15 protein-coding genes are annotated in these 15,855 nt (G+C 69.7%); 7 read left to right on the top strand and 8 right to left on the bottom strand.

Translation table 11 applies throughout. The features are described 5' to 3' along the window. Positions 1-161: 161 nt before the first annotated feature. Entirely contained in the window at positions 162-1,169 is a 1,008-nt protein-coding gene (locus ACFOWB_RS09645; protein ID WP_261405131.1) for a GlxA family transcriptional regulator, read from the bottom strand. 58 nt (positions 1,170-1,227) lie between these two features. Between ACFOWB_RS09645 and ACFOWB_RS09640 the strand changes: the two genes are divergently transcribed. The 6 genes from ACFOWB_RS09640 (at position 1,228) to ACFOWB_RS09615 (ending at position 6,600) form a co-directional block, all read left to right on the top strand. Beyond that, positions 1,228-1,935 carry a DJ-1/PfpI family protein gene (locus ACFOWB_RS09640; RefSeq protein ID WP_261405132.1) on the top strand — a complete coding sequence of 236 codons (708 nt, stop codon included), beginning with the start codon at positions 1,228-1,230 and terminating at the stop codon, positions 1,933-1,935. A gap of 84 nt (positions 1,936-2,019) precedes the next feature. Beyond that, positions 2,020-2,916 (top strand): LysR family transcriptional regulator, encoded by an 897-nt coding sequence (locus tag ACFOWB_RS09635; protein WP_261405133.1) that lies wholly within the window; start codon positions 2,020-2,022, stop codon positions 2,914-2,916. A gap of 101 nt (positions 2,917-3,017) precedes the next feature. Next, positions 3,018-4,100: a carbon-nitrogen hydrolase family protein gene (locus ACFOWB_RS09630; protein WP_378146991.1), complete on the top strand. Its 1,083-nt coding sequence runs from the start codon at positions 3,018-3,020 to the stop codon at positions 4,098-4,100. 43 nt (positions 4,101-4,143) lie between these two features. Beyond that, on the top strand, positions 4,144-4,443 hold the full coding sequence (locus ACFOWB_RS09625) for a DUF485 domain-containing protein (protein ID WP_315855181.1): 300 nt from the start codon (positions 4,144-4,146) through the stop codon (positions 4,441-4,443). A 10-nt stretch (positions 4,444-4,453) separates the two neighbouring features. After that, positions 4,454-6,016 carry a sodium:solute symporter family transporter gene (locus tag ACFOWB_RS09620; RefSeq protein ID WP_378146988.1) on the top strand — a complete coding sequence of 521 codons (1,563 nt, stop codon included), beginning with the start codon at positions 4,454-4,456 and terminating at the stop codon, positions 6,014-6,016. A gap of 107 nt (positions 6,017-6,123) precedes the next feature. Then, positions 6,124-6,600 (top strand): MarR family winged helix-turn-helix transcriptional regulator, encoded by a 477-nt coding sequence (locus ACFOWB_RS09615; protein WP_261405136.1) that lies wholly within the window; start codon positions 6,124-6,126, stop codon positions 6,598-6,600. Positions 6,601-6,651: 51 nt separating this feature from the next. Here the strand turns inward: ACFOWB_RS09615 and ACFOWB_RS09610 are convergent, their stop codons facing one another. Genes ACFOWB_RS09610 through ACFOWB_RS09600 form a run of 3 tightly spaced genes read right to left on the bottom strand, consistent with a single transcriptional unit; the run spans position 6,652 to position 9,196 of the window. Continuing rightward, positions 6,652-7,257, bottom strand: coding sequence for a UbiX family flavin prenyltransferase (locus tag ACFOWB_RS09610; protein WP_261405137.1), 606 nt, complete (start codon positions 7,255-7,257; stop codon positions 6,652-6,654). After that, entirely contained in the window at positions 7,254-7,793 is a 540-nt protein-coding gene (locus ACFOWB_RS09605; protein ID WP_378146985.1) for a TIGR02444 family protein, read from the bottom strand. Before ACFOWB_RS09605 ends, ACFOWB_RS09610 begins: the two co-directional genes overlap by 4 nt. Then, positions 7,790-9,196 (bottom strand): UbiD family decarboxylase, encoded by a 1,407-nt coding sequence (locus tag ACFOWB_RS09600; RefSeq protein ID WP_378146983.1) that lies wholly within the window; start codon positions 9,194-9,196, stop codon positions 7,790-7,792. The genes ACFOWB_RS09605 and ACFOWB_RS09600 overlap by 4 nt, the downstream gene beginning before the upstream one ends. A 440-nt stretch (positions 9,197-9,636) precedes the next feature. Between ACFOWB_RS09600 and ACFOWB_RS09595 the strand changes: the two genes are divergently transcribed. After that, positions 9,637-10,146: a methylated-DNA--[protein]-cysteine S-methyltransferase gene (locus ACFOWB_RS09595; protein ID WP_261405141.1), complete on the top strand. Its 510-nt coding sequence runs from the start codon at positions 9,637-9,639 to the stop codon at positions 10,144-10,146. Positions 10,147-11,156: 1,010 nt separating this feature from the next. On the opposite strand, the gene glnT is transcribed toward ACFOWB_RS09595, so the two are convergent. The 4 genes from glnT to ACFOWB_RS09575 form a co-directional block, all read right to left on the bottom strand. Next, positions 11,157-12,449 (bottom strand): type III glutamate--ammonia ligase, encoded by a 1,293-nt coding sequence (gene glnT, locus ACFOWB_RS09590; RefSeq protein ID WP_261405142.1) that lies wholly within the window; start codon positions 12,447-12,449, stop codon positions 11,157-11,159. 138 nt (positions 12,450-12,587) lie between these two features. Then, positions 12,588-13,937 carry an FMN-binding glutamate synthase family protein gene (locus tag ACFOWB_RS09585; RefSeq protein WP_261405143.1) on the bottom strand — a complete coding sequence of 450 codons (1,350 nt, stop codon included), beginning with the start codon at positions 13,935-13,937 and terminating at the stop codon, positions 12,588-12,590. Between the two features lie 168 nt (positions 13,938-14,105). Next, positions 14,106-14,813 (bottom strand): GltB/FmdC/FwdC-like GXGXG domain-containing protein, encoded by a 708-nt coding sequence (locus tag ACFOWB_RS09580; protein WP_261405144.1) that lies wholly within the window; start codon positions 14,811-14,813, stop codon positions 14,106-14,108. Between the two features lie 35 nt (positions 14,814-14,848). Beyond that, positions 14,849-15,736 (bottom strand): class II glutamine amidotransferase, encoded by an 888-nt coding sequence (locus ACFOWB_RS09575; RefSeq protein WP_261405145.1) that lies wholly within the window; start codon positions 15,734-15,736, stop codon positions 14,849-14,851. Positions 15,737-15,855 lie beyond the last annotated feature (119 nt).

Raw genomic sequence — 15,855 nt, 5'->3', positions numbered from 1 at the left:
AGATCCCCCCGGATCGACTTCCTTACGCGCCCGATCGAGTGACGGATTCGCTTCAATGAACGGTACGTTCTCACTGCAAAAGGCCAGAGGCCCGCGAGTGAGTCGAGAGAAATCCGGGGCGCCGCAGCCACCCCGGGGACCTCGCTCGCATGCGCAGGCCCCTAAGCGCCGAACCGCGCGCGGTAGTCCTGGGGCGTGGCGGCGAGCAGGCGCAGGAAGCTTCGGCGCATCGTCTCCTCGGAGCCGAAGCCGCAGCGTTCGGCGATCCGCTTGCCCGGCAGCCTGGTCTCGGCCAGCAACTGGCGGGCGGCCTCGACCCGGAGCCGCTCGACGGCGCGGGCGGGCGTCACGCCGGTCTCCTCGACATAGCGCCGGCTGAAGCTGCGCTCGCTCATGCCGGCTTCGGCGGCGAGCGTTGCGAGCGACAGGTCCCCGGAGAGGCGCGTCCGGATCCAGCGATGCAGCGCGCCGAACCTGTCCTGCGACGTCTGCAGCGACAGCGCGGCGCTGAATTGGGCCTGGCCGCCCGGCCGCTTCAGGAACACCACGAGATGGCGCGCGACCGCGAGCGCCATGTCGCGCCCCAGATCCTCCTCGACGAGCGCGAGCGCGAGGTCGATCCCCGCGCTGACGCCGGCCGAGGTCCAGACGTCGCCGTCGCGGATGAAGATCGGGTCGGGCTCGACCTCGACGGCGGGGTGGCGCTTGGCGAGCGCCTCGCAGAACGACCAGTGCGTGACGGCGCGCCGTCCGTCGAGCGCGCCCGCCGCCGCCAGAAGGAACGCCCCGGTGCAGACCGAGGCGGTGCGCCGCGCGCGGCCCGAGCGGGCGGCGACCCAGGCCACGAGCCCTGCGTCCTCGGCCGCGGCGTGGACGCCGCCGCCGCCCGCGATCACCAGCGTGTCGATCGCCGAGCCGGGATCGGGAAGCGCCTCCGTCGCGAGCGTGACGCCCGCGGTCGACACGACGCTCGCGCCGCCGCTGGCGACCAGCCGGCAGAGATAGGGCGCCGCGTCTCCGGCCCTCGCCGCATAGTCGTTGGCGGTGGCGAAGACCTGCGTCGGGCCCGCCACGTCGAGCAACTGCACCGCCGGGAAGGCGACGACCTCGACGACGCGCGGTTCTGCAGCGCGCGACGGGTTTGGCGGAAAGCGAGGGGTCTTTGGCATCTCCGCCAGAGAGTGGCCGGCTAGGGTGGATCTGTCCAGTCCACCCGAGGAGGCGCACATGACCCCCGCCGACGCCCATCTCCAGATCGGTTCGCTGCTGTTTGAAGGCCTCGACCAGATCGACCTCACCGGCCCCTACGAGGTTCTGGCCCGGATCCCCGACGCGACCTATCGCGTCTATGGCCGGACGGCCGATCAGGTCCGCGACGTCCGCGGCCTCCGGATCGCGCCCGACGCCGCGATCGCCGACGCCCCGCAGCTCGACGTGCTGCACATCCCTGGAGGCCTCGGACAGGAGGCGCTGATGGAGGACGAGGCCGTGCTCGGCTGGATCCGCCGCCAGGCGGCGGGCGCGAAGATCGTGTTCTCCGTCTGCACCGGCGCGCTCGTCTGCGGCGCGGCCGGGCTGCTCAAGGGACGGCGCGCCACCACCCACTGGAACTCGATCCACCTGCTGCCGTTCTTCGGCGCGACGCCCGTCGACGAGCGCGTGGTGGTCGACGACGGCTTCGTGTTCGCCGCGGGCGTCACCGCCGGGATCGACGGCGCGCTGAGGCTCGCGGCGATGCTGCGCGGCGAGGACGTCGCGCAGGCGATCCAGCTTTACATGGCCTATGCGCCCGAGCCGCCCTTCGACAGCGGGGACCCGAAGACCGCGCCGGCCGCGGTGCTCGCCGAGGCGCGGCGGGCCGTCGCCGACGTCACGGCCAGGCGCGAGGCCACCGCGCGCCGCGTCGCAGCCCGCCTCGGCGTGGCCGTCGGGTGAGCGCCGGCGGGCGTTTCGTCCGGGCGCTCCGGCGTGTCACTCTGGGCGACCAACGGTCCGTGACCTCGCGAGCCCGACACGCCGATGTTCGACTGGAACGACCTCGCCTTCTTCGTCGAGCTTGCGCGGCACGGACGCCTCGCGCCCGCGGCCCGGCGCCTGAAGGTCGACAACACGACGGTGAGCCGGCGCATCGCCGAGCTCGAGCGCAGCCTCGACGCCAAGCTGTTCCAGCGCGGCTCGGACGGCTTCGAGCTCACGGAGGCGGGCGACAAGCTGTTCGTCATCGCCGAGGCGATCGAGCAGAAGATGATCTCGGTGCCCGAGGCGCTCGGCCTCGAGGACACGAGCTCGCCCTCGGGCCGGGTGCGGGTCGCCAGCATGGAGGGCATCGCGGCCTTCTACCTGTCGGCGCGGTTCGCGGAGTTCGCCGCCGTCATGCCGGGCCTCGTGGTCGAACTCGTCACAGAGCGGCACCTCATCAACCTGACGAAGCGCGAGGCCGACATCTCGGTCTCGTTCGTGCCGCCGAACGGCCCGCGGCTCTCGGTGCGGCGGGTCGGCGAGTTCCGCCTCGCGCTGTTCGGATCGGAGGCCTATTTCGCCCGGCGCGGACGGCCGGCCTCGCCCGCGGAGCTGCAGGACCACGATTACGTCGATTATGTCGAAGACCTGATCGCCATCGAGCCGGTCCACTGGCTGATGGAGGTGCTGAAGCCCGGCAGCGTCGTCTTCCGCTCGACCAGCATGGCGGCGCAGCAGACCGCGGTCGCGACCGGGGCGGGACTGGCGCTGCTGCCGCTTTTCTCGGCGAAGACAAATCCGGCGCTCGTCCCCGTCCTGCCCGACGAGGTGATCGTGCGGCGCGAGCTCTATCTCGGTGTCCATCAGGACATCGAGCATCTCGCCCGGGTCCGCGCCGTGACGCGGTTCCTGACGGAGCTGTTCGCGCGGGGGGCGCCCTATCTGAACGAATTCTGAGCACGCCCTGCGAGAATGCAGCGACGGTTGCGGATTTTCCGCCTCGCCGGATCCGCAACCCTGGCGGTTAATGCGGCTCGCCATTTCCGGGAGCCGCTTCGATGTCCGCAACTTATCCCAGGTTCAAGGCCGCGGCCTGCCATGTCGCGCCTGTGTTCCTCGACAGCATGGGGACCGCCGAAAAGGCCGCCGCGCTGATCGAGGAGGCGGCCCGCGCCGGCGCCTCGCTGGTGGTCTTCCCGGAAGGCTACATGCCGGGCTTTCCGCTCTGGGCGGCGCTGCGCGCGCCGATCCGCAACCACGACCTCTTCAAGCGCCTCGCGGCGGAGTCGGTGCGTCTAGACGGGCCGGAGCTCGCGGTCGTGCGGGCGGCGGCGCGCCGCCACGGCGTCATCGTCTCGATGGGGTTCAGCGAGGGCACGGATGCGAGCGTCGGCTGCCTCTGGAACTCGAACGTCCTGATCGGGCGGGACGGCAGGACCCTCAACCACCATCGCAAGCTGGTCCCGACCTTCTTCGAGAAGCTGATCTGGGCGAGCGGCGACGCGCGCGGCCTGCGCGTCACGCCGACCGATCTCGGCCGCGTCGGCATGCTGATCTGCGGCGAGAACACCAATCCGCTCGCGCGCTACGCGCTGATGGCGCAAGGCGAGCAGGTCCACATCTCGACCTATCCGCCCGCCTGGCCGACGCGCGTCCCCGGCGACAGCGCCGCCTACGACCTGAAGCGCGCGATCGAGATCCGCGCCGGCGCGCATTCCTTCGAGGCCAAGGTCTTCAACATCGTCTGCTCCGCCACGCTCGACGCCGACGCGAAGGCGACGCTGTCGGACGGCGACGCGGCGCTCGCCGACGTCATCGAGCGAACGCCTGCGGGCGTGTCGATGGTGCTCGACCCGGCCGGCGCGCTCGTGACCGAGACCCATGAGGGCGAGGAGCGCATCCTCTACGCCGACATCGACACGGCGGCCTGCGTCGAGCCCAAGCAGTTCCACGACGTCGTCGGCTACTACAACCGCTTCGACATCTTCCGCCTCAGCGTCGACCGCACGCCGCGCGAGCCGATCTCCTTCGGGGCCGAGGCCGCGGCGCCGGCCTGGACCGACGCCGACGCGGACGAGCCCGCCCGCAGCGAGCCGCAGGGCCTTTCGCTCGTCGAAGCCGGCCGGCGCGCGGCCCGCTGATCCCCTCGAACGCCGAACCCGCAGCCCCGGAGGAAGATGACCCATGGTCTCCATCGATGACGCCGCCGCGCTGCCGGCCGCACCCGACGATTTCGTGCGTCTCGCGCGCAGACGCACGCGGGTCGCGGTCGCGCTCAGCCTCGTGATGATCGCGATGTATTTCGGCTTCATGGCGATGTTCGCCTTCGCCAAGCCGACCATGGGGACGATGCTCGCGCCCGGACTGTCGCTGTCGATCCTGCTCGGGGCCGGGGTGATCGTCGGCTCCTTCGCGCTCTGCCTCGTCTACGTCGTCTGGGCCAACCGGTTCTACGATCCGGCCGTGCGCCGCATCATGTCGTGAGGATCATGCCATGCAGGCCGCCAACAATCCGCTCGCCGTCGCCTTCTTCTTCGTCTTCATGGCGCTGACGCTCGGCGTCACCTACTGGGCCGCGCGCAGGACGCGCACCACCGAACAGTTCTTCGCAGCCGGCGGGCAGATCACCGCCTGGCAGAACGGCTGGGCGCTCGCGGGCGACTTCCTCAGCGCCGCGGCCCTGCTCGGGATCGCAGGCATCATCACGTCGAACGGCTTCGACGGGCTGATCTACTCGATCGGCTTCCTGGTCGGCTGGCCGATCATCGCCTTCCTGATCGTCGAGCCGCTGCGCAATCTCGGCAAGTTCACCTTCGCGGACGTCGTGGCGTACCGGCTGAAGCAGCGCCCGGTGCGCGTCGCGGCGGCGTTCGGCACGCTCGTCGTCATCCTGCTCTATCTGCTCGCGCAGATGGTCGCGACCGGGGCGCTGATCAAGCTGCTGTTCGGCCTGCCCTACGCCGCCTCGGTGGTGGTGGTCGGCGCCGCGATGCTGGTCTACGTGATCTTCGGCGGCATGCTCGCCACCACCTGGGTCCAGGTGATCAAGGCCGTGCTGCTGCTTCTCGGCGGCCTCGTGCTCGCGCTGCTGGTGCTGGCGCATTTCGAGATGAACCCGCTGACCCTGTTCCAGGCGGCCGCCGAAAAGCACGGCGAGCGCGTGCTCCAGCCGGGATCGAAGGTCGCTGGCAGCGGCTGGGACGCGATCTCGCTCGGCGTCGGTCTGATGTTCGGCACCGCGGCGCTGCCCCACATCCTGATGCGCGTCTTCACCGTGCCGGACGTGCGCGAGGCGCGGATGTCGATCCTCTACGCCACCGGCATCATCGGCTCGTTCCACCTGCTCGTCTTCGTCATCGGTTTCGGCGCGATGATGCTGGTCGGCCCCGAGGTCGTGGCCAAGGCCGGCGGCGGCGGCAACATGGCGGCGCCGCTGCTGGCGCTCACCATCGGCGGCGACGCGTTCTTCGGCTTCATCTGCGCGGTCGCCTTCGCCACCATGCTGGCGGTCGTCGCCGGGCTGACGCTGTCGGGCGTCGCGACCGTCTGCCACGACCTCTGGGTCAATGTGGTGCGCAACGGCGAAGCGCCGGAGCGCGAGCAGCTGACCGTCGCGCGGATCGCCACAGTCGCGATCGCGGCGCTCGCGATCTTCCTCGGCATCGTGTTCGAGGGCCAGAACGTCGCCTTCATGGCCGGCCTCGCCTTCGCGGTCGCGGCGGCCGCCAACTTCCCGGCGCTGCTGCTCTCGATCGCCTGGAAGCGCTTCACGACGGCCGGCGCTGTCGCCAGCATCCTGGTCGGAACCGTCTCCTCGCTCGTGATGATCTGCCTGTCGCCGACCATCCAGGTCGACGTGCTGGGCAAGAGCCTCGCCGAGGTCTCCCAGGCCTGGTGGTTCGTGCCGATGAAGAACCCGGCGCTGATCTGCATGCCGCTGTCCTTCGCGGCGGCCGTGGCGGCCTCGCTCTTGACGAGGGACGAGGCGGCGGACCGGGCGTTCCTGCCCATGCAGCGCCGCATCATGTTCGGCGCGCGCGGCCCCTCGTCGCTCTGATCCGCGAGCCCGAAGTTCGCCTGACGCGCCGCGGCTTGTATGATCCGCGGCGCCGGTCCCCGATCTGGACCGACGGCCGCGGAGGCCGTGAGGCGACGGAGCGATCGGTGACGGAAGACGCCAAGACAAAGGCCCGGGGGCTGTTCGACCGCCCGGGCTTCCTGACGCGCCGCCTGCACCAGATCTACGTGTCGATCTATCACGAGGAATGCGAGGCGTTCGGAACGACGCCAGTGCAGGCGAGCGTCCTGCAGGTTCTGCTGGTCCGCCCCGGCGCGGATCAGGTTTCGCTGGCGGCCGACATCGGCGTCGACCGGACGACGACGTCGAACGTGCTGGCGCGCCTCGAAGCGCGGGGCCTCGTCCGGCGCGAAGCGACCGACGAGGATCGCCGGATCCGCAAGGGGTTTCTCACGCAAGCCGGCGAAACGCTGATCGTCGAGATGCAGGACGCGCTGCAGCGCGCCCATCATCGCCTGATGGAGCCGCTGCCGGAAGAGGACCGCGACCGCTTCATCCAGCAGATGAAGGCGCTGGTCAGGGGCAACAACGGCCTCGGCCGCGCGGTCCTGAAGGACTTTTAGAGCGCCCTAGGTCCAATCCTGCTCCCCGCGTCATGCCGGAATTATCAGACGTCAGAAGCCGGGGTCGTCGTCCTCGGGACTTTCGACCTCCGACGTCCGCCCGTTCCAGCGCATGATCTTGGGCGCGGCGATCCCGAACAGATCGAGCGCGCGCGCGACCGACTGGTCGACGATGTCGTCGACGGTCGCGGGCCGGTGATAGAACGCCGGGACCGGCGGCATGATGATCGCGCCGTTGCGGGTCGCCTGCGCCATCAGCTCGATATGGCCGAGGTGGAAGGGCGTCTCCCGCAGCATGAGGACGAGCCGGCGTCGCTCCTTCAGGCAGACGTCGGCAGCCCGGATGACGAGCTCGTCATTGTAGGAATGCGCGATCCCGCTGAGGCTCTTGATCGAGCACGGGGCCACCAGCATGCCCTCCGTGACGAACGAGCCCGACGAGATCGACGCGCCGATGTCCCTGTGGCTGTGGACGTGGTCGGCGAGCGCCCGGACGGCGTCGCCGGTCATGTCGAGCTCGGCGTTGATCGTGCGGATGGCGGCCGGCGTCAGCACGAGATGGGTCTCGACGTCGGCCGTCTCGCGGAGAAGCTCGAGCGCGCGCACCCCGTAGATGACGCCCGAGGCGCCGGTGATGGCGACGATCAGGCGCTTCATGATCCCGCTCCGCTTGCGTCGGCTCGTCCGCGGCACGCCGCGACGATGACGGAGACGGCGGCCGACGCGCTCTCCGGCGAGCCGGCGACCACGGCGCGAAGATTGGCCTCGGCGAGCTCGGGGCCGGGCGGCGCCGGCGCGCCCAGCGTTTGCGCGAACCCGTCCAGCATGGCGAGCTGGAGCAGCTCGGACTGAAGCTCGACGGCCTTCACCGCGGAGCGCAGCTCCTCGTGGCCGGGCGGCGGCGAGGACAGGCGCTTCATCGCCCGCCGGACGGCGCGCAGGGGAGCCACGACCGCGTCGCGCCACTCCGCGACATGGCCGCGCGCGCGGGCGACGTCCTCGGCGCCGAGCCTGCGGCCGAGCTCCGCGCCCGCCCAGGCCGCGAACAGCACGACGTTGACGTCCTGGCCATGCTCGTCCTGCAGCGCGAGACAGGCCTCGCTCACCCCCTCCGCGCCGTAGACCGCGACCGCGAACTCCCGCAGCGGCGCGGCGGCGCGGTCGGACGCGCTGTGTCCAGCCTCGCCCGTCATCCGATCTTGACGCCGGCGCGCTCGAGGATCGCCCGGGCCTTGGCGCGCTCCTCCTCGGAGATCACCAGGCGTTCGGCGAAGTCGCGGCCGGTCGGGCGCGTCGCGTCGATCCCCATCTTGGTCAGCGTGAAGTTCTCCGGGTCCGAGCTCGGGTCGAGGATCGCGCCCTTGCAGCCCGGCACGAAGAAGATGTCCTTCTCGGCGCGCACGCGGGTCGCGATCGCCCAGAACACGTCGTTCATGTCGAAGATGTCGACGTCGTCGTCCACGACGATGACGTATTTGGTGTAGAGCTCGGTCGAGAGCGCCGCCATCGCGGCCATTTGCGGCTCGCCTTCGGCGATCTTCTTCAGCGAGATCACCGCCATGAAGGCGCCGCAGGTCGAATGCGGCACGTGGACGGCCTGCACGTTCGGGATGTTGCGCTTCAGCGCGTTCAGGATCTCGCCCTCGCGCGTGATGCAGGAAATCAGGATGTGGTCCTTGGACATGCCGGCTACGACGCTGTGGAATATGGCGTCGCGGCGCATCCGGACCCGATGGGCCACGAACACGTTCTGGGTGCTGCGGTAGGACGCGTAGCCCGTGAACTCGCCGAACGGGCCTTCCGGCTCGTGGACGCCGGCGAGGATCTCGCCCTCGATGACGATCTCGGCGCCGGCGGGGACCTCGAGGTCCTGCACGCCGCAGCGCGCCAGCCGGTAGGGCTCGCCGAACAGCCCGCCGATGATCTCGAACTTCCGCACATGGGGCGGATAGGCATAGGTCATCGAGCCCATGTAATGCAGCGGGTGGACGCCGAGCGTGATCGCGGCCGGCAGCGACTGGCCCATCTCCTCGGCGCGGCGGTGGAACTCGTGCATGCGGCGGCGCGAATGCAGCGACACGCCGAGCCGGTTCTTGCCCTTCAGCATCAGGCGGTGGAAGCCGGTCGTGTCGACCCCGGTCTTCGGGTCGCGCGCGGTGATCTGGCCGGCCGTGATGTAGGGCGCCGCGTCCACCGTGAACTGGTGGGGGATCGGCAGCCGGGTGAGGTCGACGTCCTCGCCCTCGAACACGATCTCGTCCCACGCGCCGCGGTCGACCGTCTCGCAGGGAATGTAGCGCTGGCTGCCCTCGCGGAAGACGGTCGGCAGGTCGGCTTCGGTCGTGCTCAGGCACTCCGCGAGCAGCTTGCGGCTCGCCGCGATGTTGGTGACGCAGGGCATGCCCTTGCCGCCGATGTCGTCGAACATGACCACGGGGCTGCGCCCGGCACGGTCCAGCTCGAACACGATCGACGTCGACTGGTAGCGCGTCTCGATCGGCTCGGAGACGCGCAGGAAGTGGTCGGGGTGCTGGTCCCGGACCATGTTGAGGAACCCGCGAAGGCTCTGCGGATCGGCGTTCGGAAACGGAGTCACGTCAGCCCCTGCTGTTCGGGCTGCGCCGGGTTTCGGCGGAGCCCAGGAAATGTCTGCGCGCGTCGCGCCATCGGTCGCGGCGCCCGCCGGCGGCCGGAGAGCGGCGTCCGTTCGCAAGGTCAAGGACACGCGGCCCCGCCCGGATCGGACGCGACGCAGATCATCAGCATACTGATGATAGCGACGCTTCTGTACGGCGGCGGCCGATGCGCCCGCGGTCGATAATCAGTATGCTGATGATCTTGCCCGGCGTCAAAGCGGTTTTGTGGGCGTCGGGCGCCCATGTCCGCGCCAGCGCGCGCGGCCGGACGTCGCCGCCGGGGCGCGCGCCTGTGGACCGCGCCCTCTCGGCGGGGTTTCGGCGCGGGCGTCTTCCGGCCTGGCGCCCTATCCTCTTCTCTTCGGCGGGTGTCGGCCCGCGACGAGCCTGGAGGAGCGACATGCTGGCCTTCACGACGACGGCCTCGCCGGTCGGGGAACTCACGCTGGCGGCGAGCGGCGCCGGGCTCGCGGCGATCCTCTGGGAGAACGACCGCCCGGGCCGCGTGCCGCTCGGCGACATGACGCGGGACGACCGGCACGAGACGCTCGCCGAGGCGAGCCGGCAGCTTGGCGAGTATTTCGCGGGGCGGCGGACCCGCTTCGACCTGCCCCTCGACTTCCAGGGCACCGACTTCCAGCGCGACGTCTGGGCCGCGCTCGTCGCGATCCCCTATGGCGAGACGCGCAGCTATGGCGAGATCGCCCGCGCGGTCGGGCGGCCCGACGCGGTGCGAGCCGTCGGCGCCGCCAACGGGCGCAACCCGATCTCGATCGTCGCGCCGTGCCACCGCGTCATCGGCGCCTCGGGCAAGCTCACGGGTTTTGCGGGCGGCCTGAACGCCAAGGCGTTCCTGCTGGAGCTCGAGCGCTCGAGGACGACGCCGGACCTGTTCGCCGCGGCGTCCTAAAAACGCGCGGAAACCGCGGGCCTTGAGAGCGGATGCAGAGAACCGCCGCCCCTTTAAGAACTGACGCGGGGAAGCCCAGCCCGTCATCCCGGGCCTGACCCGGGATCCAGAACCGACGCCGCAGCGAGATCTGGATCGGCCGCCTCGGCTCTGGATCCCGGCTCTGCGGCCGGGATGACGGCGAGGATCGCGCGTTCAACCGCCGCCCTTGAGAACCGACGCGCCGGAACCACCGCCCGTCATCCCGGGCCTGTCCCGGGATCCAGAACCGACGCCGCAGCGGGATCTGGATCGGACGCCTCGGTTCTGGATCCCGGCTCTTCGGCCGGGATGACGGCGAGGATCGCGCGTTCAACCGCCGCCCTTGAGAACCGACGCGCCGGAACCGCAGCCCGTCATCCCGGCCGCAGAGCCGGGATGAGGGCGAGGATCGCGCCTCAAACCGCCGCCTTGAGAACTGACGCGGGGAACCACAGCCCGTCATCCCGGGCCTGACCCGGGATCCAGAACCGACCCCGCAGCGGGGTCTGGATCGGACGTCTCGGTTCTGGATCCCGGCTCTGCGGCCGGGATGACGACGAGGATCGCGCGTGAAACCGCCGCCCTTGAGAACCGACGCGGGGAACCACAGCCCGTCATCCCGGGCTTGACCCGGGATCCAGAACCGACGCCCTCCCGGGATCTGGATCAAACGCCTCGGTTCTGGATCCCGGCTCTGCGGCCGGGATGACGGCGAGGATCGCGCGTGAAACCGTCGCCCTTGAGAACTGACGCGGGGAACCGCAGCCCGTCATCCCGGGCCTGTCCCGGGATCCAGAACCGACGCCGCTGCGGCATCTGGATCGGCCGCCTCGGTTCTGGATCGGACGCCTCGGCTCTGGATCCCGGCTCTGCGGCCGGGATGACGGCGAGGAGGTTCGGGAGCTTCGCCCCCTCCGCCGCAGAAGAAAAAACGCGGCGCTCCTTCCGGAACGCCGCGCCGCGTGAGTTTCAGGCGAAGTCCCGACTGCTCAGCAGTCGAGCGTGTTGTCGCGCTCCCACTGGCTGAGCGTGCGGCAATAGTTGTTCCATTCCTGCATCTTGAGCTTGGAATAGGCGGTGACGAACTCGTCGCCGAACATGGTCCGCGTGGCCTTCGAGCTCTCGAACAGGCGCAGCGCGTCAAGCAGGTTGAGCGGCAGCTTCTTCACGCCGCGGACCTTGTGCCCGTCGGTGTACATGTTGATGTCGAGGCGCTTGCCGGGATCGCGCTTGTTGTCCATGCCGTCGAGGCCGGCGGCCAGGATCGCGGCCTGCAGCAGGTAGGGGTTGGCCGCGCCGTCGCCGAGGCGGAACTCGAACCGGCCCGCATCCGGAATGCGGATCATGTGGGTGCGGTTGTTGCCCGTATAGGTGATCGAGTTCGGGGCCCAGGTCGCGCCGGACGTGGTCCGGGGCGCATTGATGCGCTTGTAGGAGTTCACCGTCGGGTTGGTGAGCGCGCAGATCGCGTCGGTGTTGTGCATCAGGCCGCCGATGAAGTGGTAGCCGAGCTCGCTGACGCCGAGCTCCCCCTTCGGGTCCTCGAACAGGTTCTTCTTGCCGTCCCACAGCGACACATGGGCGTGGCAGCCGGAGCCGGTGAGGTTCACGAAGGGCTTGGGCATGAACGTCGCGCGCAGGCCGTGCTTCTCGGCGATCGACTTCGCCATGAATTTGTAGAAGGCGTGCTGGTCGGCGGTCTGGAGCGCGGGGCCGTAGTTCCAGTTCATCTCGAACTGGCCGTTGGCGTCCTCGTGGTCGTTCTGGTAGGGGCCCCAGCCGAGCTGGATCATCGCGTCGCAGATCTCGGTGATGACGTCGTAGCGACGCATCAGGGCCTGCTGGTCGTAGCAGGGCTTCTCTGCGGTGTCGGAGGGGTCGGAGATCGCGGTGCCGTCGGCGTTCACCAGGAACATCTCGGGCTCGATGCCCGACTTCATCTGGTAGCCCGACTTGGCGATCATGCGCTTGAGCAGGTTGCGCGGCGCCTGCTCGACCTCCTTGCCGTCCATCCAGAGGTCGGCGGCCAGCCAGCCGACTTCCGGCTTCCAGGGCAGCTGGATCAGGCTCTCGGGATCGGGCTTGGCGAAGAGGTCGCTGTCCGACGGGCTCATGTCGAGCCAGGTGGCGAAGCCGGCGAAGCCCGCGCCCGCCTTCTGCATGCCGCCGATCGCGTCGGCCGGCACCAGCTTGGCGCGCTGGGCGCCGAACAGGTCGGTGTAGGAGATCAGGAAGTACTTGATGCCGCGATCTTTCGCGACTTTGGCCAGATCGGACGCCATTCGTGTCAGTCCCCGTGCTCGTCATCCCGGCCGAGCGAAGCGAGCGCCGGGATCGTCCTCAGAAAAAAGCGCCATTCCGGAGCACGATCCCGGATCGGCCCGACGGCCGTCCAGGATGACGCCGCCGGCCGGCCGGCCTTAGAAGCTTCCGGTCTGCCCGGGGATCCAGTTGGTGCCCGCGAGCGGAACCTGGGCCATGGCCGCGGCCTCGATGGTCAGCGCCACGAGATCCTCGGGCTCGAGGTTGTGGACGTGGCTCTTGCCGCAGGCGCGCGCGATGGTCTGGGCCTCGAGCGTCATGACCGAGAGGTAGTTGGCGAGGCGCCGGCCGGCCTTCACGGGGTCGACGCGCTTCATCAGCTCGGCGTTCTGCGTGGTGATGCCGGCCGGGTCGAGGCCCTCGTGCCAGTCGTCATAGGCGCCGGCGTGGGTGCCGAGCTTCTGGTACTCGTCCTCCCACTGCGGGTCGTTGTCGCCGAGCGCGACGAGCGCCGCCGTGCCGATCGCGACGGCGTCGGCGCCGAGCGCGAGCGCCTTCGCGACGTCGGCGCCGTTGCGGATGCCGCCCGAGACGATCAGCTGCACCTTGCGGTGCATGCCGAGGTCCTGGAGCGCCTTCACGGCGTTGCGGATGCAGGCGAGCGTCGGGATGCCGACATGCTCGATGAACACCTCCTGCGTGGCGGCGGTGCCGCCCTGCATGCCGTCGACCACCACGACGTCGGCGCCGGCCTTCACCGCGAGCGCGGTGTCGTAATAGGGCCGCGAGGCGCCGACCTTGACGTAGATCGGCTTCTCCCAGTCGGTGATCTCGCGCAGCTCCTCGATCTTGATCTCGAGGTCGTCCGGGCCGGTCCAGTCGGGGTGGCGGCAGGCCGAGCGCTGGTCGATGCCCTCGGGAAGCGTGCGCATCTTGGCGACGCGCGGGGAGATCTTCTGACCCAAGAGCATGCCGCCGCCGCCGGGCTTGGCGCCCTGGCCGACGACCACTTCGATCGCGTCCGCCTTGCGGATGTCGTCCGGGTTCATGCCGTAGCGCGAGGGCAGGTACTGGTAGACGAGCGTCTTGGAATGCCCGCGCTCCTCCTGCGTCATGCCGCCGTCGCCGGTGGTGGTGGAGGTGCCCATCTGGCTCGCGCCGCGGCCGAGCGCTTCCTTGGCGGGGCCCGAGAGCGAGCCGAAGCTCATGCCCGCGATGGTGATCGGGATCTTGAGCTCGATCGGCTTCTTGGCGAAGCGGGTGCCGAGCACGACGTCGGTGCCGCACTTTTCGCGATAGCCTTCGAGCGGATAGCGCGAGATCGAGGCGCCGAGCATCAGCAGGTCGTCGAAGTGGGGCAGCTTGCGCTTCGCGCCGGCGCCGCGGATGTCGTAGATGCCGGTCGCCGCGGCGCGGCGGATTTCGGCCAGCGTGTGCTGGTCGAAGGTCGCCGACTCGCGCGGGAGCGTGCGGGGCGCGGCGTTGGGGTTCTTGACGTGCTCGTTCATGACGGGTCTCGCTGCGGAGCGGGAGTGCGTGCTTCGAGACGCGCCGCCGGGGCGGCGCTCCTCAGCATGAGGGACGTGGAGAATGGCAGGCCGGGACCGACCTCATGCCGAGCAGCGGCCGTCTGGCCGCGTCTCGAAGCACGCAGTCGGCCTGGCCAAGGCGCCACCTCAGTACGCGCCGGCGTTGTCGACGTGGAAGTGGTAGAGATTGCGGGCCGAGCCGTAGCGCTTGAACTCGCCCGGATCGATCTGGCCGTCGACGCCCGCGGTCTTGAAGCGCTCGAAGAGCTGAGCCTTGTGCTCGTCGCGCATTTCCTTCTCGACGCAGTCCGAGCCGAGGCTCTTCACCGAACCGCGCACGTAGAGCCGCGCCTCGTAGATCGAGTCGCCGAGCGCTTCGCCCGCGTCACCGAACACGGTGAGCGTGCCGGCCTGCGCCATGAAGGCCGACATGTGGCCGATCGAGCCCTTCACGATGATGTCGACGCCCTTCATCGAGATGCCGCAGCGCGCCGCCGCGTTGCCCTCGATCAGGAGCGTGCCGCCATGCGCGGTCGCGCCGGCGGCCTGGCTGGCGTCGCCCTCGATGTGGACGAAGCCCGACATCATGTTCTGCGCGACGCCGACGCCCGCGGAGCCGCGGATGTGGATCGTGGCGTGCTTGTTCATGCCGCCGCAATAGTAGCCGACCGGGCCGTCGACCTCGACGGTCACCGGCGCGTCGACGCCGGCGGCGATGGCGTGGAGGCCGCGCGGGTTGGTCACGCGCCACAGGGAGGCGTTGGAGCCTTCCTTGAGCGCGTGGAGCGCGGAGTTGAGCTCACGGACCGTCGACGACGACAGGTCGAAGGCGTGGCTCTGGGTGCTGGCGTTCATCGGGCGGTGTCCCCTGGATGCTCGAATGTCGTGTCTCAGGCCGCCTTGCGGTCCCAGAAGTAGACCTTGGCCGGCTCCGGCTCCCAGACCTTGGCGGTCTCGATGCCCGGAAGGCCGGCGAGCGCGCGGTATTCCGAACCGAACGCGACATACTGGTCGGTCTCGGCCATGACGGCCGGCTTGCAGGCGATCGGGTCGCGCAGCACGCCGAAGCCGGTCTCGGTGCCGACCACGAAGGTGTAGAAGCCGTCGAGGTCGTCGAGCGAGTCCTCGAGCGCCTCGCCGAGCGAGCGGCCGTCCTTCATGCGCTGGCTGATGTAGGCGGCTGCGATCTCGCTGTCATTGTCGGTCTCGGCCTTGAAGCCCTGGCGCTCGAGCACGCGGCGGAGGCCCCGGTGGTTCGAAAGCGAGCCGTTGTGCACGAGGCACTGGTCGGTTCCGGTCGAGAACGGATGCGCGCCGTTGGTGGTCACCGCGCTCTCGGTCGCCATGCGGGTGTGGCCGATGCCGTGGGTGCCCGACATCTGCTCGAGCTTGAAGCGCCGGGCGACGTCGATCGGCAGGCCGACCTCCTTGTAGAGCTCCATGCGCTCGCCGGCGCCGACGACCGAGACGCCCTCGACGGTTGCAAGCGCGGCGCGGGCCTCGGCCTCCTTGGCGGCGTCGACGGTGAGCACCGCATGGGTCGAGCGCTCGACGATCGAGGCGCCGTTTCCGACGACCTTTTCGAGCGCCTTGAAGTCATAGCCTTCGACGGCGCGAAGGGTGAGCTTCACCTTGCCCTTCTCGCCCGCGCCGTAGACGGCGAAGCCCGCCGAGTCCGGCCCGCGGCCGCACATCACGTCGAGCATCTCGCTCAGCATCTCGCCGAGCTTCGGCTCGAGCGACTTGTCTTTCAGGAAAAGGCCCACGATCCCGCACATGAGGCGTCGCTCCGATCAACCGTCGCGGCCTGCGCCGCGGTTGATGCGAACGCTAGACGGGGTCGCGGACCACGTCAATCGAACAGGAAAGAAATATTCTTTAAAAGAAACTTTTGCAC

This window comes from Chenggangzhangella methanolivorans, from assembly GCF_042648545.1.
Classification (GTDB): domain Bacteria; phylum Pseudomonadota; class Alphaproteobacteria; order Rhizobiales; family Methylopilaceae; genus Methylopila; species Methylopila methanolivorans.
The sequence above is the reverse complement of the archived record's forward strand: the minus strand, read 5'-3'. Positions and strand labels throughout refer to the sequence as shown.